The sequence below is a fragment of the Trichlorobacter lovleyi genome (assembly GCF_015239775.1).
Taxonomy (GTDB): domain Bacteria; phylum Desulfobacterota; class Desulfuromonadia; order Geobacterales; family Pseudopelobacteraceae; genus Trichlorobacter; species Trichlorobacter lovleyi_B.
This window is the reverse complement of the sequence record NZ_CP058409.1, coordinates 655,581-675,033: the sequence shown is the minus strand read 5'-3', so window position 1 is coordinate 675,033 and position 19,453 is coordinate 655,581. Positions and strand designations below refer to the sequence as shown.

At 56.6% G+C, this 19,453-nt stretch carries 18 protein-coding genes; all 18 read left to right on the top strand.

The annotated features are described in order from the left end of the window. Positions 1-50: 50 nt before the first annotated feature. The 18 genes from FY034_RS03065 to FY034_RS02970 all read left to right on the top strand — a co-directional run bounded on the left by FY034_RS03065 (position 51) and on the right by FY034_RS02970 (position 19,453). Positions 51-326 carry a hypothetical protein gene (locus FY034_RS03065; RefSeq protein WP_265553659.1) on the top strand — a complete coding sequence of 92 codons (276 nt, stop codon included), beginning with the start codon at positions 51-53 and terminating at the stop codon, positions 324-326. 197 nt (positions 327-523) lie between these two features. Further along, positions 524-895, top strand: coding sequence for a hypothetical protein (locus FY034_RS03060; RefSeq protein WP_265553657.1), 372 nt, complete (start codon positions 524-526; stop codon positions 893-895). Positions 896-1,240: 345 nt separating this feature from the next. Continuing rightward, the gene (locus FY034_RS03055) at positions 1,241-1,663 is read left to right on the top strand and encodes a hypothetical protein (protein WP_265553654.1); all 423 of its coding nucleotides are present in this window, start codon (positions 1,241-1,243) and stop codon (positions 1,661-1,663) included. Between the two features lie 310 nt (positions 1,664-1,973). After that, positions 1,974-2,351, top strand: a complete 378-nt coding sequence (locus tag FY034_RS03050; protein ID WP_265553653.1) for a hypothetical protein — start codon at positions 1,974-1,976, stop codon at positions 2,349-2,351. Positions 2,352-2,359: 8 nt separating this feature from the next. Further along, the gene (locus FY034_RS03045; RefSeq protein ID WP_265553651.1) at positions 2,360-3,565 is read left to right on the top strand and encodes a glycoside hydrolase family 3 protein; all 1,206 of its coding nucleotides are present in this window, start codon (positions 2,360-2,362) and stop codon (positions 3,563-3,565) included. Between the two features lie 37 nt (positions 3,566-3,602). Further along, positions 3,603-4,316: an acetolactate decarboxylase gene (gene budA / locus FY034_RS03040; RefSeq protein ID WP_265553649.1), complete on the top strand. Its 714-nt coding sequence runs from the start codon at positions 3,603-3,605 to the stop codon at positions 4,314-4,316. A gap of 57 nt (positions 4,317-4,373) precedes the next feature. Next, positions 4,374-5,351, top strand: coding sequence for an omptin family outer membrane protease (locus tag FY034_RS03035; protein ID WP_265553647.1), 978 nt, complete (start codon positions 4,374-4,376; stop codon positions 5,349-5,351). Positions 5,352-5,522: 171 nt separating this feature from the next. Beyond that, positions 5,523-6,710 carry a glycoside hydrolase family 3 protein gene (locus FY034_RS03030; RefSeq protein WP_265553645.1) on the top strand — a complete coding sequence of 396 codons (1,188 nt, stop codon included), beginning with the start codon at positions 5,523-5,525 and terminating at the stop codon, positions 6,708-6,710. Positions 6,711-6,783: 73 nt separating this feature from the next. Continuing rightward, on the top strand, positions 6,784-9,255 hold the full coding sequence (locus FY034_RS03025) for a penicillin-binding protein activator (RefSeq protein ID WP_265553644.1): 2,472 nt from the start codon (positions 6,784-6,786) through the stop codon (positions 9,253-9,255). A gap of 84 nt (positions 9,256-9,339) precedes the next feature. Then, positions 9,340-11,598: an ABC transporter permease subunit gene (locus FY034_RS18980; protein WP_322573235.1), complete on the top strand. Its 2,259-nt coding sequence runs from the start codon at positions 9,340-9,342 to the stop codon at positions 11,596-11,598. Next, the gene (locus FY034_RS03005) at positions 11,595-12,686 is read left to right on the top strand and encodes an amino acid ABC transporter ATP-binding protein (protein WP_322573234.1); all 1,092 of its coding nucleotides are present in this window, start codon (positions 11,595-11,597) and stop codon (positions 12,684-12,686) included. Before FY034_RS18980 ends, FY034_RS03005 begins: the two co-directional genes overlap by 4 nt. A 56-nt stretch (positions 12,687-12,742) precedes the next feature. After that, positions 12,743-13,852, top strand: a complete 1,110-nt coding sequence (locus tag FY034_RS03000; protein ID WP_265553643.1) for a glycerol dehydrogenase — start codon at positions 12,743-12,745, stop codon at positions 13,850-13,852. Between the two features lie 123 nt (positions 13,853-13,975). After that, positions 13,976-14,416, top strand: coding sequence for a hypothetical protein (locus FY034_RS02995; RefSeq protein WP_265553641.1), 441 nt, complete (start codon positions 13,976-13,978; stop codon positions 14,414-14,416). A 78-nt stretch (positions 14,417-14,494) separates the two neighbouring features. Continuing rightward, positions 14,495-14,938 (top strand): hypothetical protein, encoded by a 444-nt coding sequence (locus tag FY034_RS02990; RefSeq protein ID WP_265553639.1) that lies wholly within the window; start codon positions 14,495-14,497, stop codon positions 14,936-14,938. Between the two features lie 84 nt (positions 14,939-15,022). Further along, positions 15,023-15,517, top strand: coding sequence for a CVNH domain-containing protein (locus FY034_RS02985; protein WP_265553637.1), 495 nt, complete (start codon positions 15,023-15,025; stop codon positions 15,515-15,517). A gap of 53 nt (positions 15,518-15,570) precedes the next feature. Next, positions 15,571-16,671 (top strand): dipeptide epimerase, encoded by a 1,101-nt coding sequence (locus tag FY034_RS02980; protein WP_265553635.1) that lies wholly within the window; start codon positions 15,571-15,573, stop codon positions 16,669-16,671. Positions 16,672-16,899: 228 nt separating this feature from the next. Further along, positions 16,900-18,267: a PP2C family protein-serine/threonine phosphatase gene (locus tag FY034_RS02975; protein ID WP_265553633.1), complete on the top strand. Its 1,368-nt coding sequence runs from the start codon at positions 16,900-16,902 to the stop codon at positions 18,265-18,267. Between the two features lie 19 nt (positions 18,268-18,286). Beyond that, positions 18,287-19,453, top strand: a complete 1,167-nt coding sequence (locus FY034_RS02970; RefSeq protein ID WP_265553631.1) for an ABC transporter substrate-binding protein — start codon at positions 18,287-18,289, stop codon at positions 19,451-19,453.

The following is a 19,453-nucleotide window of genomic DNA, read 5'->3' as shown; positions in this document are numbered from 1 at the left end:
GGGCAGTCAGAAATGTCGTTTTCAATTGCAAATTTGCGGAGGAACTTTTCATGAAGAAAACAATCATCGGATCACTGTTGCTTGCGGCTCTGCTGGCCGGCGTACCGGCCAATGCAACCACCACCTGTCTGTGCGTTGGAAGCGGAAATACCAAATACTGCGGGAACGGCGCCATGGGAGGCAGTTTCCTGAAAGTCGATACCGTACAGTCCAACTATATTCAGTACTATCTTCTGACGTCGGCTCTTCAGGCGCAGTTGAACGCCAGCGGCAAGGCGTACGATTCACAGAGCGGCTGGTTTTGCTGGAACGGTACGCTGAAATAGCGGTCAACCCAGGATTGCACATAGATGGGCTGTTCACCTGCACCGTCTCCGGCATACGCCACCGGAGTTGATGGTGGCGGACGGAAGTTGGCACTAGTTGGTGATTAATATACTGATATTACGAAGATAATATTCGGCATGTAATCTGTAAAAGGCATAACAGGGTGAACTCACAGGAGTGGTGGAGGATGCGGCAGATGAAAAAGACAGCGTTGATGTTGATGGCAGCCGTTAGCTTGATTGCCGGAGCAACCGGTCCGGCACTGGCAGGTACCGTTACCCTGGACAATACCAAGGGGGCCTATGCCTACAAGGTGCGGGTTGACTCCTACGCCTTCGGCATCCCCTCCACTGCCTACCTGTGCGCCGAGACCGGGAAGACCCAGTACCTGGGCAATGCCTTGTCGATCGGGATCATCTATGTCAATGCGGCTCCCAGCGGGTGCGCCAACTTTTCGCATACCTTCGACATTGCCAAGCCTTACAAGGTACCCGGTACCTGGCTGCCGCACCGGGGCTTCAAGGTAATTACCAACGAGCATGGCGGCTACCGGGTAACCGAAGGATAACCGGACAATAAGGAGAAAAAATCCGGGAGTACAGGCTGAAAACAATTAGCACCATGAAAGCTGCTCTCCCGGCGGTGAGAGCTGATGCCGTGGCGAGACCTTGATAACGGTTTCAGTTCCCAATCAATCTTGGCAAACCGGGATGCATTACGGTCACGGTTGGGTGAAGATATATGGATCAGGCCAATTTTATCGCTGTGAGGTCTATAACGATAATGGCAACCTTATTTCGAATGAAATGCTCAAGGACGGAAAGAATTGATGTCGGCTCGTTCGAACGGGTAAAGGCCCCGGGACTCCCGTCATACATTGGAGCCTGGCAATAAACGCACAAAGGAGAACGTCATGAACACAAGAATCTCAGCTATCGCCTTCATCACCGTTGCCGCGCTTATGGTATGTCTCAGGGCAAACAGTGCGTCTGCTGGGCTGATCGACCACGAAACACACATAACCAATACGACCAGCTACAGCGCAGAGGTTACCCTGACCCATTTTACGGGACATCCCAAAACCGCAACAATACCGGCACATACAACCTATACCTTCCACAGCGGCAAACGGTGTCCGGCATCCCTTTCAGGCACCGTCAAGGGATATACCACACACAAAATTCTCGACTACTGCATCAAAAGCGGCAAGAGTTCCGACTATGGCGCGGATTGCGGCAGTGATCCTTTCAGGGATACCTACTGCAAGTCCTCATCCCACGAATTGACCACGTTTCTGAACAATCAGGGGACGGGCTACCATTTTCAAAAAAAATAGGAAACAGCCGGAGAGGTGTGCGCCAACAATGTTGGCTTAATCAGGCGCAAGTTGGCGGCTGCCACAGGGATACAAGGCGCTGTATTCAGGATGTTAGCCATTGGCACAGCTGTTGCTGAACAAGGTAACAACAGGATGGATGGAGCCCGCCACTTCGTTGCAAAAAACTCGGTATAACCGGCATCCAGGCCTGCCAGGCCGCATTCTGGGGGAGTCAGGCAATGGCAGCATAGCAACCGGCCTACCGGTGTTGCCTTCTATGTTGCCCATTCAATTTGAGAACGTCCCTACTTAAACCAAGGAGATCACCATGAAAAAGACAACCCTCATCACCGCAGCCACCCTGCTGGCAACCGCACTGTGCGGCCTGGGCAGCGCCGAAGCCGGTATGGTCAAGGTCATCAACAACTCAAATTTCGTACTCGTCGTCGGCGTCAAATTCAACGACGGCAGCAAAAACAGTCCGGAGATCATCAACCCCAACAGCTCCAAGCCGGGGCTGGGATCACCGGTAAAAGCGGTCAGCCAGATCAAGGTGGTCAACACCACCGACGGTACCGATCCCAGCAAGGCAGTATTGAAGGAGTATCAGGAACCAGCTCCCAAGCTGCTGAAAGACTACGTTGTTACCGTGGATAAACAGGGTGGTGTCACCGTGGCCTCAAGTACCCCGGCGGGTTTCTTTTAAGCGGCACTATGCTGAAAGGAACAGACCACAGCATCATGGAACAGTCCGACCAGTCATCATCAGGCAGCACACCGCTGCCGCCCTGCAGCCGCCGCACCTTTCTGAAAGGTGCCGTTCTGGCTGGCGCGGCTGCGGCCATCCCGCCCCTGATGGCCGGTTGCGGCAGTTCATCAGGGGATGTCCCGCTGGAACAGAAGATAGCCCAGATGCTGATGGTGGGCTTTCGCGGCCTGACCCTGGATGACAGCAACTACATTGTCCGGGACATCCGCGACTACCGTATCGGCGGGACCATCCTCTTTGACCGGGATGCAAAGCTTAAAACCTACGGACGCAACATCGTCTCGCCGGAGCAGTTGCAAGGGCTGACGGCCCAGCTGCACGCCCTTTCCGCCACCCCGCTCTTCATTGCCGTTGATCAGGAGGGGGGGAAAATCGTGCGGCTGAAGGAGAGCTACGGTTTCCCCCCCACGGTCTCGGCCCAACAGCTCGGCACCCTCAACAACCCGGCGGTTACCCGGATGTATGCCGACAGCATCGGTGCCACTCTGGCAGCAAACGGCTTGAACATGAACTTTGCACCGGTGGTTGATCTGAACATCAACCCCCAAAGCCCGGCCATCGGCGCACTGGAGCGCAGCTTTTCAGCAGATCCGGCCATAGTCACCAACCATGCCCGGATCTTTGTGGAAACCCACGATGCCAATCGTGTTGCCACCTGCTTCAAACATTTCCCCGGCCACGGCAGCGCCACCGCCGATTCCCATCTGGGGTTTGTGGATGTGACCGACACCTGGTCGGCTGTTGAACTTGAGCCGTACCGGAACCTGATCAACGAAGACAAGGCCAGGATGGTGATGACCGCCCATGTCTTTAACCGGCATATTGACAGCCAGCTTCCAGCCACCCTCTCACAACCGTTCATCACCGGCATGCTGCGTGAACAACTGGGGTTTGGCGGGGTGGTGGTAACCGATGACCTGCAGATGCAGGGACTGACCCAGTTCTTTGATTACAAGACTATCGTGGAGAAGAGCATCCTGGCCGGGGTGGACATTATCCTGGTCTCCAACAATCTGGAGTACGACCCCGAGATCACCCCCACCACCATCAATCATGTGGTTGATCTGGTGAACAGCGGCAGGATATCCGAACAACGGATTGATCAATCCTACCGGCGTATCATGGCACTGAAGGGGCGCCTGTTTGCCTGATACGGCACCCGGCTCCGGCTTGAGAAAGGAGACTTACATGCAGGACAGCCGCAACAACTGCATCTACTTCTGCGCCCCGGTCAACGCCCTGGTGGAAGGGATCTACCAGCAGAGGATCCCCTTTAGCGAGATCAGACAACACGGCGACTTCGGGCTGGGCACCTTTGACCACCTTGACGGCGAGATGGTGATGCTGGATGGCAACGTCTACCAGATCACCTCCGACGGCGCTGCCGCCAAGGTCAGTGAGGATCTCCTGACCCCCTTCTCCTGCGTCACCTTTTACCGCCCGGCCAGCCACGACCGGCTGGATGGAGAGCGTTCGTACCAGGTTTTTCTGGACTGGCTGAACAGTCTGCTGCCCTCAGCCAACATCTTCTATGCCATCCGGGTCGAGGGGCGTTTCAGCCGGGTCAAGGTCCGCTCGGTTCCCCGTCAGGAGAACTACCGCCCCTTGGCAGAGGTGGCAAAAGATCAGCCGGTCTTTGAGTATCTGGATACCGAGGGGACCCTGGTGGGCTTTTACACGCCGTCGTTCATGGGGTCGTTGAGTGTACCGGGCCTGCATCTGCATTTTCTCTCGGCAGACCGCACAACCGGCGGCCACCTGCTGGAATGCTGCCCCAACGGCATCGCCGTGGGGATCCAGTTCCTGACCACCCTTGAGCTGGGACTGCCGATGAGCTTTGATTATCTGACCTGCGACTTTCAACGGGATACGGAAAAGGATCTGGAGAGCGCGGAACGGTAGGCATCCCCCGTTCTCCCACGCTCCATGTGCGGTACTACGCCATACAAAAGGACCGCTATGCCAAGAGCATTTCGCTATCCGCTGCATACGGCCCTGCTGCTCTGCCTGCTTTCCGGCACCGCACAGGCAGGACAGGAGGACCCTGTTTCTGCTGAACCATCCTGGCAGATTGCAATCAAGCAGAAGACGCTTGTGAACAGCCACACCTCCTACGAATTCGGCAATCCGTCACCGCCGTACCAGCAGCCGTTAAGCAGACTGGAGTTCCCGCTGGATTCGGTCTGGGGTGGTGTTGAAATTCGCAAGCAGTTTTCCCGCGTCTCTGTCGGTGCCGGTTTTCTCACAACATTGTCGGATCAGGAGACCGGCAGGTTCAAAGACAGCGACTGGGACGACGACGACACCCCAAGCCGTTTGAGCATTTATGGTGAGACCTCCTGTCGCTTGAACCCCAGCTATCAGGTGGAGGCGGATGTCGATCTGCAGGTGGCTGATCTGCTGCATTTGCCACACGGTTTCGACCTCCGCCCGGTGGCTGGGTTCCGCTGGCAGCAGCTTGCTCTGGTTGCCCATGACGGTACCCAGTATGACTACACGACACCGGGATTGCCGCCGGATATGCAAAGCATTGTTGGTGACTCAATCGACTTTGAGCAGAACTGGTACCAGTATTTTCTGGGAATCCGCCTCGGCTACGAGTGGCAACGCCTGCCGTGGCTGCACCGACTGAAGCTGCAGTCGCAACTGGACTGGAGCTATGTGGCAGGTGACAACCGAGATTATCATCTGCTGAAGCCGGGACACCGGATCACTGAAGAACAGACCAGCGGCAACGGCTGGCATGCATCGATGGCAGCAGTATGGGGAATCACCCGAAATGTTGATCTTGGCGTTGAGGCAGATTACCTGAGGCTTGAGACCAGCGGCACCCACACCCTGCGTTATGATTTTTCCCCTGCGGCAAACTGGTCGACCGGGGTAAAAGCCTGGTCTGAACAGTACGGCATAACCATGAAGACGCAGTTCCGATTTTAAGCGGATTCCAGCGCCCCGGCCGGCGAGTGCAAAAATGTCACTCCAAAGGGTGCCGCTGCCAGAATCTCTGGTACACTATTGGGTAGCTGTTTTGGGCCCACGCAAACAGGCATCCCCGGAAACCGGGCAATGCCGCAGTACCCCACCAACTTCATATAGCTACGAGGCACCATGTTTTCCTGCACACGACGTATCTTTCTTAAAAACAGCGCCCTGACCGGCGCTTCATTGCTGCTGCCCGGCCTGTTGGGCGGCTGTGCCATCACCCGTCGCACAGCCGTCAAGACATTGCCGCCGGACCTGCAGAACTGGCCGCTGGAACGCAAGATCGCCCAGATGCTGCTGTTGGGCTTTCCCGGCGAGACGCTGGAAGCGGGCAGCCCGATTGATCAGGCCATCCGCCGCTACGGTGTTGGTGGTGTGGTGCTGTTTGACAACAACATTGACCTGGGGGTAACCGGCCGCAACATCACCAGTCCTGCCCAGCTGAAGGAGTTGACTGAGGCCCTGCAGCAGGCATCTGAACTGCCGTTGCTGATTGCGGTGGATCAGGAAGGCGGCGTGGTTGCCCGGTTAAAGGACCGCTACGGCTTTCCTGCCACGGTGTCGGCCCAATACCTGGGACAGCAGAACCGGCTGGAGCTGACCCGTTCCACCAGCGACAGCCTTGCAGCAACCATTGAGGAGTACGGTTTCAACCTGAATCTGGCACCGGTGGTTGATCTGGCAACGAACCCGGATAACCCGATAATCGCCTTAAAAGAGCGCAGTTTTTCAGCTGATCCTGCCCTGGTCGCGGCCCATGCCGCCGAGTTCATCAAGAGCCACCACCGCCACCGGATCCTGACCTGCCTGAAACATTTCCCCGGCCATGGCAGCTCCCGCGATGACTCGCACCTGGGACTGGTGGATGTGACCCGCTACTGGAGCGAGGCCGAGCTGCTGCCCTACCGGAATCTGATCCAGGCCGGATTGTGCGACATGGTCATGACCGCCCATACCTTCAATACCGCCATTGACCCGGATTATCCCGCCACGCTCTCCAGGGCCACCATTGACGGCATCCTGCGCAAACAGCTCGGTTTTGATGGCGTGGTGGTCAGCGACGATCTCTACATGGGGGCAATTATCCAGCATTACAGCTACGAAACCGCTGTGGAGAAGGCGATCAATGCCGGGGTTGACCTGCTGGTGGTGGCGAATGACAAGCTCTACAGCTCCGACATCATGCCCCGCACCATTGAGCTGCTGCTGAATCTGGTACAGCAGGGCAGGATCCCCCGGGAGCGGATCGAACAGGCCTGCCGCAGGATCATGGCCATGAAACAGCGGATCATCAACCCCGGGGACACTGCATAACAAAACGCAATCAGATATCAATTTTCCTGTAGCGCAAAGGAGCCGCGCCGCAGCCTATCTAAGGAGTGCTACAATGAAAATCCGTCCGTTTTTCCTGCTGCAGATGTTGTTACTCTGCACCCTGCTGGTACAGGGAGGCTGCTCATCGTCTTCCTCTTCCTCCGACGCCCCCCAGACGGTATCGATAGGTGTCCTGGCACCACTCACCGGCAGCCTCAAGCATATCGGGGAAGGGATGCAGGTGGCACTTGAGATCGGTCTGCCGCAGGTAAACCGGCGGCTTGCCCTGGAAGGGCAGAATTTCAGGCTTACAACCGTGGTGAAAGATACGGCCTCCGATCCGCAAGGGGCCTTGATGGCTCTGTTGGCGCTCAAGGCCCAGGGAGTCAGGTTTGTCATCGGCCCGGTCAGCAGTGCCGAGTGTGCAACGATCCTGCCGGTGGCAAACTCATTGGGCATGATCCTGATAAGTCCGGCCAGTACGGCAACCTCACTGGCCATTGCCGGTGACAATCTCTTCCGTCTGATGCCCAACGACAACAGCCAGGGGGCCGGTACCGCCGCCTTAATGCTGAAAAAGGGCTTTAGCGCTGTTGTGCCGATCTGGCGCGGCGATGTCTGGGGGGATGATCTCAAGGCAAGCATCACCACCGCCTTCCAGAATGGCGGGGGCACGGTTTTGAGCGGTGTCCGCTACACCCCGGACGCCGGCGCCTATGGCACGGAACTTGATCAGGCAGCCGCCCAGGTATCGCAAGCCCTGAGCACCTACGGGGCCGGCAAGGTGGCGGTGGCCATGATTTCCTACCCGACCGAATCAGTGCCCCTGTTGAGCGGAGCAGCAGGCAGACCGGCCCTGGCACAAGCCGGCTGGTTCGGCAGCGACGCCTCAACCCTTTCCCCCCTGATTACCGCTTCTGCAGCCGCCTCCGCCTTTGCGGCACAGACAAACCTGCTGTCTCCGATCTTCAGCAGGGAAGATGCGGTGCTGCCTTTGAAGGGTACCGTACTGATTGACCGCGCGCTGCGGGAAAAATTATCACAACGGCTCGGACGGCAGGCCGACAGCACCACCTTTGCCACCTGGGATGCGCTGTGGCTGGCAGCCAAGACCTACACCGCCGGCGGCATCAGTGCCGATAGCGAGACGCTGAAGACAGGGCTGGTCTCGGTTGCAAAGAGCAACGTCGGCCTGAACGGGGCGCTGGTGATGAATGCGGCAGGCGACATGAACAAGGGCAACTACGGCTTCTACAGCATCGCGGCAAGCGGCAGCAGCTATGCCTGGCAGCTCAAAGCCGCCTACCAATACGAACTGCTTGCAACCCCGCAGGTTGTCGATGTGTCCGAGCCGGTCCTGAAGGGGCTCACTCCTCCTGCTGCCGAGGTCAAGATCGGTGCCCTGTTGAGCCTGACCGGCAGCCAGTCCTACAACGGACAGTCGGTCAGGGCCGGATTACTGGTGGCGCTCGACAACATCAACACCTACCTGACCCGGCACGGCTATCCGGTCAAGATAGCTCTGGAGATCATCGACACCGCCTCTGATGCGGATCAGGCCTTAAACGGCTTCACCACGCTGGCTGACCAGGGGATCAGGTTTATTGTCGGCCCGATTACCAGCTCCGAATGCCAGCGAGTGCTCCCGGCAGCCAACAGCCGTGGCGTGATCCTGCTCAGTCCCTCAAGCAATGCCATTCAGCTGGCGCAACCTGATGACAACCTGATCCGCTTTGTGCCGAGCGCCGTACTCGAGGCCCAGGGGCTGGCCAAGCTCATGTATGAGCAGGGGGTACGTTCCCTGGCGATCATGGCCCGCAACGACATCTGGGGCAGCGATCTGGCAAGCCGTACCGGCAGCGAATTTCAGGCGCTGGGCGGCTCGGTCATTACCAGCGTCACCTACCCGACGGACACCACAAACTTTGCCAGCCAGCTGACCACCCTTGCCGGCGCCCTGAACACGGCCACTCCGTCAAGCAGTGCGGTGCTGACGGCCTCTTTTGACGAAATCACCGAGATCTTTCTCCAGGCCCCCACCTACCCCTCCCTTGCCACGGTAAAGTGGTATGGCAGCGACGGATCGGCCCAGAATGAACGGCTTGCGGCAACCCCTGCAGCTGCAGCCTACGCTGCCGCACGCAGCTTCACCTGCCCGATCGAGCATGTCTTTATCCAGCATGCCCCCCAGCCGAATTCGATTACAAAGCTGGTTATCCGGGATGACATCCGGGAGGCCTATAGCGGCATCCCCGCCCTTTACGCCTATCCGGCCTGGGATGCCCTCTGGATCATCGTGACGTCGCTGCTTGACAGCGAATGGTCAACCAGTCCGGCGGTGCTGCGAAGCGCCGTCCTGAGCGGATCTGACAACTACATCGGCATGAGTAACTTCATGGGACTGGATGCCAACGGCGACAGGAAATACGGCGACTATGCCTTTTTCAGCATGACACAGGGCACTGCCGCCTATACCTGGAACCTCTTTGCCACCTACCATTACCATCCGGCCCTCTATCTGACGCCGAAGATAACGTATCCTTAGGAGCACAATCGTGTCGTTCAAGCTGCAAAACCGTTGCCGGCCACCACAGGTCTCCACCACAGAAACACGATCAGGGGCTGCTGTATGAAACCGGTTTTACTGACACTCATGCTGCTGCTGACTCTGGTCTGGGCACCAGGCTGCCGCGAGACGCAAAAGCCGATCACCCGCCTGGATGATGCCAAGACTGCCAAGATCGGCGTCATGGTCGGCACCACCGGCGAGCAGATTGCCAGGGAACGTTTTCCCCAGGCCCAGGTCCAGAGTTTCGATGATGTCATGGATGCGGTGGCAGCCATGAAGTCAGGACAGCTTGAGGCGATTGTCACCGCCTATCCCACCGCACTGCAGGTGACCAAGCTCAATCCCGAGTTTGGCTTGCTGCAGGAACCGCTCAAAAACGACGCATCTTCCATTGCCCTGAGAAAAGGGGAGGAGAAGATGTTGTCGGACCTGAACCGCATCATTGGCGAGCTGGAAGCAGACGGTACCCTGGCTGCCATGAGAAAGCGTTGGTTCAAAACGGATTTGAGTCCGTACCAGGAACCCGACATCACAACGCCAACTGCAGGTACGCCTCTGAAAATAGGTGTCTGTGCGACACGGGAACCGCTCAGCTTTGTAGATAAAGATGGCAGAATAAGTGGTCATGACAGTGAGCTTGCCCGTCGCATAAGCATGAAGCTGAACCGTCCGATCGAATTTTTCAACATGAAGTTCATGGCGTTAATTCCCGCCCTGCAGTCCCATAAGATCGATCTGATCATCAGCGGTATGACCGCCACACCAGAACGGGAAAAGTCGGTTGATTTTTCACGTCCCTATTTTCCCAACCCGCAGGTCATGCTGGTTAGAAAGGCAGCGGCTGCGGCAACGTCAGACAGGCAGCGTGACCTCTTGAGCTCGGTTGACGATGTTCAGGACAAGCGCATCGGCGTACTCCTGGGGTCAGTGCATGACAGCTATGTCACCAAGACCTATCCCAAGGCCACGGTTCTGCAATATAAGACGCCGTCAGACCTGGTGCTGGCGGTCAAGTCGGGTAAGGTTGATGCTGGTATGTATACCCATGAAACCCTACTGGAGATACTACGTCAGGAACCGACCCTGGCACTATTGGGTAAACCGCTCTTTTCCGTGCCGATCGCGGTCGGTTTTAATCAGACAAACACTGCCCTGTGCACCAAGTTCAATACCTTCCTGAAACAGGTCAAGCAAAACGGCCAGTTTGACGATATGGTCACCCGCTGGATCCAGCAGGGGGGCACCCAGATGCCGAAGATTGAAGGTTCAACAACCAACGGGCGTCTGGTGATCGGGATTGTCAGCGACAAAGGGTTGCCGTTCACTATCATCAAAGACAATCGCATGGTTGGTTTTGATGTTGAACTGGCTGAACGCTTTGCCGCCTATCTGGGGAAAGAACCGGTCTTTAGCGACATGGAGTTTGGCAGCCTGATTGCGGCTGCGGCAGGTAACAAGATCGACGCCATCTTCAGCACCCTGATGATTACCGACGAACGTAAAAAACAGGTCGCCTTTTCAGACCCGTACTACGAACTGGGTGCCAGTCTGTTTGTGCTGAAGCAGCGGGTTGCCGGAGCCACTGCGGGCAATACCGAACATGCTGTTGCCCCCCCTTCGTTTTTCAAGGGTATAGCGGACAGCTTTCAGAGCAACATCCTCCAGGAGCGGCGTTATCTGCTGATCTGGGATGGTCTCAAGACCACGGTGGTGATCTCGATCTTTGCCACCCTCTTCGGCACCCTGCTGGGGGCGCTGATCTGCTTCATGCGGATGGCAAAGAGCAGGCTGCTCTCTGCTCCTGCCAGGCTCTACATCGCCATCCTGCGCGGCACACCGGTACTGGTGCTGTTGATGCTGATCTTCTATGTCGTCTTTGCCTCCATCAACATCAACCCGGTCATTGTGGCGGTGATCGCCTTTGGCATGAACTTCGGCGCCTACACCGCAGAGATCTTCAGGACCGGCATCGAAGGGGTGGAAAAGGGGCAGACCGAGGCAGGTATTTCACTGGGATTCACCAGGACCAGCACCTTCTTCCAGATCGTATTGCCCCAGATGGTGCGGCGAATCCTGCCGGTCTACAAGGGGGAGTTCATCTCCCTGGTCAAGATGACCTCCATTGTGGGCTACATCGCCGTACAGGATCTGACCAAGGCCAGCGACATCATCCGCAGTCGCACCTTTGACGCCTTCTTCCCCCTGGTCATGGTGGCCATCCTCTACTTCCTGATCTCATGGACCCTGATGCAATCCCTTGAGTACCTGGAACGGATCACCGATCCCAAATACAAAAAGAGAAAGGCAGGCAGGGCATGATCAGGGTCGCACACCTCTCAAAGACCTACGGTGAGGTCACCGTACTGAAAGATATCTCCCTCAGCGTTGCCAAGGGAGAAGTCATCTCCATCATCGGACCGTCCGGCACCGGCAAATCCACCTTCCTGCGCTGCCTCAACCTGCTGGAACAACCCAGTGGCGGCTCAATCGCCGTGGACGGAATCGACCTGCTGGACAGAAAGAGCGATATTCCCAAAATCCGGCAGCGGATGAACATGGTCTTTCAATCCTTCAACCTCTTCTCCCACCTGACCGCCCTGGAAAACCTGACCATCGGCCCGATCAAACTGCTGGGCATGCCGAAAGGCGAGGCAGAACAGAAGGCCCTGGAGATCCTCAAACTGGTGGGGCTGGCTGAAAAGGCCGACAGTTTTCCCGATGAACTGTCCGGTGGTCAGAAACAGCGGGTGGCGATTGCCCGCTGCCTGGCCATGAACCCGGAGATCATCCTGTTTGACGAACCGACTTCGGCCCTTGACCCCACCATGGTCAGCGAGGTACTGGCGGTCATCCGGCGGCTGGCCAAAGACGGCATGACCATGCTGATCGTCACCCATGAGATGGACTTTGCCCGTGATGTCTCCAGCCGGGTGCTCTACATGGACGAAGGCCTGATCTATGAAGAAGGCACTCCGCAGCAGATCTTTGAAAACCCTCAGCAGGAAAAGACCAGGGCCTTTATCAACCGGATCCGCAGCTTCAGCTACGGCATCAGCTCAGCTGACTATGACCTGTATGCCATGAATGCGGAGATCGAGATCTTCTGCGAACGGCAGATCCTGCCCAGAAAGACCAGGCACAACCTGCTGCTGCTGGTGGAGGAACTGCTGCAGATTCATACCCCGCTGCTGGCCACGACGCCCCTTGACCTGACCATCGCCTATTCTGAAAAGAAGGAGAGCCTGGAGATCATCCTGGAGAACCGGGGAGCGGCGGTCAACCTGCTGGATAGAGACCGTCTGCCCGATGAGCTGGGGCTGAACATCATCACCCACCTGGCAGAGCAGATCGACTACCAGCGCAACAACGGCATCAACAGGGTGACGGTGTCCCTGAAACAGGGCTGATCGAGGCGGCAGCGGCACACGGCCTATTTATACAACGTCTACCAAGGAGAAAGCGGATGCTAAACAAAGCAATGTTCCCCGGAAAATACCTGCAAGGCGCAGCGGCTCTGAACGAGTTACCGGCCCTGGTCCAACTGTTTGGCAGACAGGGTCTGGTCCTGGCTTCGGCAACATCCTGTGACAGGATTCTTCCCGACAGCGGCATTGACCTAAAGCGACATAATCTGTCACTTGAACGTTTTCACGGCGAGTGTTGCGAACAGGAGCTGACCCGTCTGGCATCCATCATCAAGGCAAAGCAGGCGGATGTCCTGGTGGGGGTGGGTGGCGGCAAGGTCATTGACACGGCAAAGATTGCAGCCGACCGGGCCGGTATCCCGGTCATCATCGTGCCCACCATCGCCTCCACCGACGCCCCCTGCAGCGGCTGTGCCGTACTGTATTCAGCGCAGGGTGTCTTTGAGTCGGTCTACTATCAACGCTCGAACCCGGCAGCCGTGCTGGTAGACTCCGCCATCATCGTTCAGGCGCCGGTCCGTTTTCTGGTGGCCGGTATGGGAGACGCGCTAGCAACCTGGTTTGAGGCCCGTTCCTGCCATACCAGCCGTTCGGCAAACGCCTGCGGCGGTCTCAGTACCCTGACCGGACTTAACCTGGCCCGGCTCTGCTACGATACCCTGCTGCGCTACGGCACGGCCGCCAAGACCGCAGCGGAGCAGCAGATCATTACCCCGGCCCTGGAGCATATCATTGAGGCCAACACCCTGCTTTCCGGCATCGGCTTTGAAAGCGGCGGCCTGGCCAGCGCCCACTCCATCCACAACGGCCTGACCGCGTTGGCAGAAACCCATGCCTTCTACCACGGTGAAAAGGTGGCCTTTGGCCTGTTGGCCGGTCTGCAGTTGATCGACGCAGACCCTCAGGAGATCGAGACGGTCTACGGTTTCTGTGAAGAGGTGGGGCTGCCCACCACCCTGGCGGCTATCGGCCTGGCCGGCTGCGGGCGTGATCGTCTGCTGCAGGTGGCACAGAAGGCCTGCGCCCCGGAGGAGTGCATTCACCATGAGGCAGGTAGCATCACGCCTGACAGGGTGCTTAACGCCATGCTGGCGGCAGATGCAATCGGCAGCAACTCACTTCTGAAAAAACCGAAAAAAGGTGATTGAAAGCCGCTACACGACCACAAAGGAAACAGGACCTGGCAGGCAGAATGGTTGGGTATAAGCTGTGAAAGGCAGCGTAACAGACTGAAATGCCCGGATGGAGTAATCTCTACAGGAGGTGCGCAGATGCGCCGTACATGCAAAAAGATCTGGATACGTTGCGAAATACAGGGATGCCTCGTGATCCTGGCAACAGCGCTCATGCTGCTTGCAAGCATCGGCACAGCCCAGGCAGGGAGCTGCATGGACGCTAAACTTTCCTGCTCGTCGAGTTATTTCTTCAATGACACCAAGAGCATGATTGTAAAGGCAGCTACGATGACGTTTTCCGCACTGATCCTGCCGAGTGTGAAGACAACGGTGGAGTGCAAACAGGTTGCGAACGACACGACCGACCTGAACTGCTATACCACCAACTTTAATAGCAATACCTACATCGTCAAGCTGGCCACTCCGGGCAGGATCAAGAACCCCGGTGAATACACCTACAGAAACCCTGAGTTTTGTGAAAGACTGTGTACCTCGCTCGGCATTGCGGTGTATTACCTGAACGGTAAGCCGCTCTAGCCATAATGGCTGCCGGGACACAAATCAATTCACGAAATACGGTACCACCACGACACCCGCATAGGGAGGGAACCTGACATGAAACGATGGCTGAAGATGACGCTGCTGACGGGATGCGTTGTATGTACGTCACTCGCCTCACCTGAAGGGAGTGCTGGCGGCATCCTGAAGTACCATGTGAAGGTAAAAAACGACATCGCGGTCGAATACTGGCCCAGCACCGGGACACCCATACATACTACCTGCACCGTCTATCTCTACCGGCCCGATTACTCGTACCAGGTTGCAACCATAGCAGCCGGCGCGACCCATACCTTTACGGTCAACGGCCCGCACTGTCCGGCCCGGCTTGAAGGGACCTGCCAGAGCGACTACGGGCCACCTGCAACTATGTATACCAGGTGTCTCACCGGCAAGGAAAGCTGGGGCTCAGGCATCAGCTGCACAGCGGCCTGCTGGAGTTCGGACTGGTTCATAAGGCGCAGTGATACGAACCGGTCCTTACATTTTCACAAGGAATAAGGCCAGCGGGGCGCTCGTGGCCTTCAAGGCGATGGTACCCATCTTGCCGATATCACCGCACCGCAAAAAAGGAGGGAAACAACTATGCAAAGCAAACTAATTGCCATCGTTATGCTGGCAACAACAGTAGCCTCCCACCTTTTGGTTAATCAGGCAGTAGCACGCGACTTTTCTACAACCTGCACAAGCTATTATTTGCAAGGGACTGTTTTGAAGGCGACATGCATGACCTCGCAAGCATGTTCACCTCTTAAAGATATGCACTGTTACTGCAACCTGAAAACTGCCAAATGCCACATAGGCAAAGATGTCTCCTTTGATCTGAATAATGGCATTTCAGATAATAATGGCTCGTTACAGTTTCACGGAGCGGATTTTGGCGCATCATGCAACTCCCTATCGTTAACAGAGACCGGAAAATTCTTCCCTTCTGACAATTCCTATTATCCAACTGATACATGCGCTTTAAAGGCGCTGTGCAAAGGCAAGTACAAATCATTACCAATCTATAAACCTACGGTACTGGATTTAAATCAGGGGATCAGCAACCTTGAGGGGTCCCTGGTATTTGACCCCTAATTCCACTTGAAAATCCGAGAAAGCCTCATACTCCTCAAAGGCAGGGAACTATCGTGACACGAGAGATACAACAGGCTCATGCAGCCATCATCACCGCACCACTGAACACGCCGTTCCGGATCGCCACCGGCCAGCATGATCAGCTTGAAAACGTCTTTTTCCAGCTGAAGGCTGGTGATGGGACCTGCGGGTACGGCGAGGCCGCGGTTGCCAGCCATATCACCGGCGAAACCGTGGAGCAAACGCTGGCCAACCTGCACAAGGCGGCAACGCAACTGGCCGGGCGAGACTTCTCTGATCCGATCGTGTTGATCGATGAGTTCCGACCTCAGTTTGCCGGCAACCATGCCGCCCTGGCCGCCTTTGAGATGGCGCTGTTCGATCTGGTCAGCCGCAGCCGGGGCATACCGTTTGGCGCCTTGTTCAGTGCTGCGCCGGGGTATGCGCCCAAACCGCGCTTCCAGAGCGACATCACCATCGTAATCGGCAGCCTGGAAGAGGCGGAGACCGCCGCCCGCCACTATGCCGGACAGGGCTTCAGCGCCTTCAAGATCAAGGTCGGCAGAGACCATGAGCTGGACCTGCAGCGGGTCTTGGCGGTCAAACGGATCGCGCCTGACAGCAGCCTGGTGCTGGATGCCAACATGGGCTTTGATGCTGCCGGCATGCGGCGTTTCCTGCAACAGCTGGATCAGCACGGCATCCGCCCCAACCTGCTGGAGCAACCGGTACCCAAAGGGGATTGGGACGGCCTGGCTGCCATTACACGGGAGTTTGCCGGTAGCGGCATGCTGATCTGTGCCGACGAAAGCGTCGGCTCACTGGCAACGGCAGAGCAGGCCGTTGCGCTCAGGGCGGTCAATGCCATCAATATCAAGTTCATGAAGAGCGGCATCAGTGAGGCGGTTAAAATTGCCGAGCTGGCCTGCCGCAACAACATCAAACTGATGCTGGGGGCCATGATGGAGAGCAGCCTGGCCATTACCGCCGCTGCCCATTTTGCCGCTGCCCTGGGCTGTTTTGAGGTGATTGATCTGGACACCACCTTCTTTATCAACGGTCCGCTCAGCTGCAGTCCCTATCTGGATCAGAACGGCAGGTTTGACCTGGCTAGCCCCGGCCCCGGTATCGGCGTGGCCGTGCAGCTGCCTTGATCCGTCGCCAGCCGGCAAGCAGCGGCAGCACCTGAACCAGGCTCACGACAGCGGGTTCAGGCAGCAATAATTTTCAGGAAATAGGTTGTACAACTGCTGCGCTTGACATACGCTCTCCCGGCGGCATGCTATTCCATGAGTTAAAGCCGCCACACTGTTTCCGGTCACGTCAGGCATTACGGACCGGAATGTCAGAGGCAGCGTTTTTACCAGCAATGAGGTACCGACATGATCCAGTTACTTGCTTCGGTGTTAAATACTGCCTGCGTGATGGCTGTCATTGCGTATGTGCTGGTTCGCACCAGATTTTACTCCCTCATCACAGAGAAGAGCCACAGTATCCATCATCAGATTCTTTTGATTTTACTGTTTGCCGCCTTCACCATGTATGGAGTCCTGATCGCCATTCCCATCGCAGGCGGTTTTGTCGCGCTGGGGCATATCGGCCAGATCATCGGCGGCTTAATGGCCGGTCCGCTTGTGGGAACCTGCGTCGGGCTGCTCATTGCGCTACACCGCTGGTCACTGGGGGGATTTTCCGTTGTTCCGGCGACACTGTCAGTGATCCTGGTGGGGCTGTTTGCCGGTGTCTATGCACTGTGGAGAAAAACCGCACGCTACAACCCGCTTGAGGTTGCCGCCCTGGTTATAGTCCTTGAACTGTTTTCATCCGGGCTGACCCTGCTTCTGATACCGGACCTGCATCAGGCCCTTGAGCTGGAAAAAGGTATCAGGCTGCCAATGACGATCGGCCATATGATTGCCGGCGCGGTGTTCATATTGATATTCAATAATATCGTTGAGGCACGGCAGACCGTGGAAGCAAAAGAAAAGATCGAAAGCGAACTCAGGATTGCCAGCAACATTCAAATGAGCATGGTGCCAAAAACCTTCCCACCGTTTCCCGATGTCCCAGAGTTTGATGTATTCGCCCTGTTGAAGCCGGCCAAAGAGGTGGGAGGGGATTTTTACGATTTTTTCTTCACGGACAACGATCATATCTGCTTTGCAATCGGTGATGTTTCCGGCAAGGGGGTGCCGGCGGCCTTGTTTATGGCCGTTACCAGGACACTGCTGAAATCCCATGTCACCAGTAACAAAACCATTGATCAAAGCATGTTTAAAACCAACAACGACCTTTGTGAGGGGAATGATGCCTGCATGTTCACCACGCTGTTCAGCGGCATTCTGGACATCAGGACAGGCGAGTTCTCATTCAGCAACGGCGGACATAACTTCCCCTACCTCTATCGCAAGGACGGCACTATTGAGATGATTACCTCGGCAAACAGTGTGGCGCTGGGGTGCATGGAGGATATGCCGTATCAGACAGGAATGGTCGTGCTGTCCGAAGGTGATGCACTGGTGATGTACACTGACGGTGTTTCAGAAGCCATGAACAAGAACCTGGAGTTTTTTACGGAAGAACGGCTGGAAACAGCCATCAGGAAAAGCCCGCCTTCATCTACACGGGCTATTGTCAAAAACCTGATGGACGAGATTGACGGTTTTGTTGCCGGTGCTCCGCAATCCGATGACATCACCCTGCTGGTCTTCACCTATAACGGCAACAAACCGGCAAGCCCGTCAGCGTGACAACCGGGGACCGCAGACCTTGAGACGTTTTATCGCAAAACTGCTGCCACTGCTGATGCTGGCCGTTTTTTTCATGGCCACGGCAGCGGCTGCATCAGGAAAGGACCTGTCCAGCCCTCCACCGCAGCAGCAGGGGAAAAAGTGGCGGATCGGCTATTGCGAAAGCACCCGCTTCGTGAACTATGCCGAACATCTGTACGCCCTTGTCCGGGGGCTGACAGCGCTTGGCTGGCTGCAGGGAACCGAGCAGTTCCCCTACACCCCCGGCCAGGAAGATACCCGTACCATGTGGGAGTGGCTGGCATCACACAATGTCGGCCCCCATATGGAGTTTGCCGCTACTGCCTACTACAGCTATGACGGCACCAGCCAGCCGGCGCAAAAACGGAAGACAGACGAGATTACCAGGCGATTGAACCAAAAGAAGGACATTGACCTGATGATTGTGATGGGGACGGTTGCCGGCAAGCTTGTTGCCAACGACAGGCACAACGTACCGGTCATGGTCTTCTCCACCAGCAACGCCGTTGCGGCAGGGATCGTGAAAGCAGTGGATACATCAGGCCGGGACCATGTCTGGGCCCACATGTACCCCAACCGGTTCAAACGCCAGATCGAGGTATTCCATGACACCTTTGCCTTTAAGCGGCTGGGGATGGTCTATGAAGATTCGCCAGCCGGACGGGCGCTGGCTGCGTTGCATGACGCCGAGGCTCTCGCCCGTGAGCGCAAATTCAAGATTATCCGTTCGTTTGTGCAGGACAACCAACAGGATAAAGACAGGTTTTTCAATGAAATGCTTGCTGCACACCGGAAGCTGGCCGGCGAAGTCGATGCCATGTATATGACGATTTATCCCGGATCACGAAAGTTTGCCATGCTGCCGGCATTGATGGAACCGTTCTACGCAAAGAAAATCCCGGTATTTACCCAACTGAAGGGAGAGGTGCAGTTCGGCGCCCTGATGAGCGTTGCGGATGCCGATTTCATGGGGATCGGCCTGTTCGGTGCCGAAGCGATCGTTTCAGCCTTGAAGAACGGCTCCACCCGCAATCTGCCCCAACGCTACGAAAGCACTCCGTACATCGTGCTCAACCTTGAGGCTGCCCGGAAGATCGGCTACCGCCCCCCCTTTGACATCCTGCTGGTTGCGGACAGGATCTACCGGACCATTGAACGGCCCTAG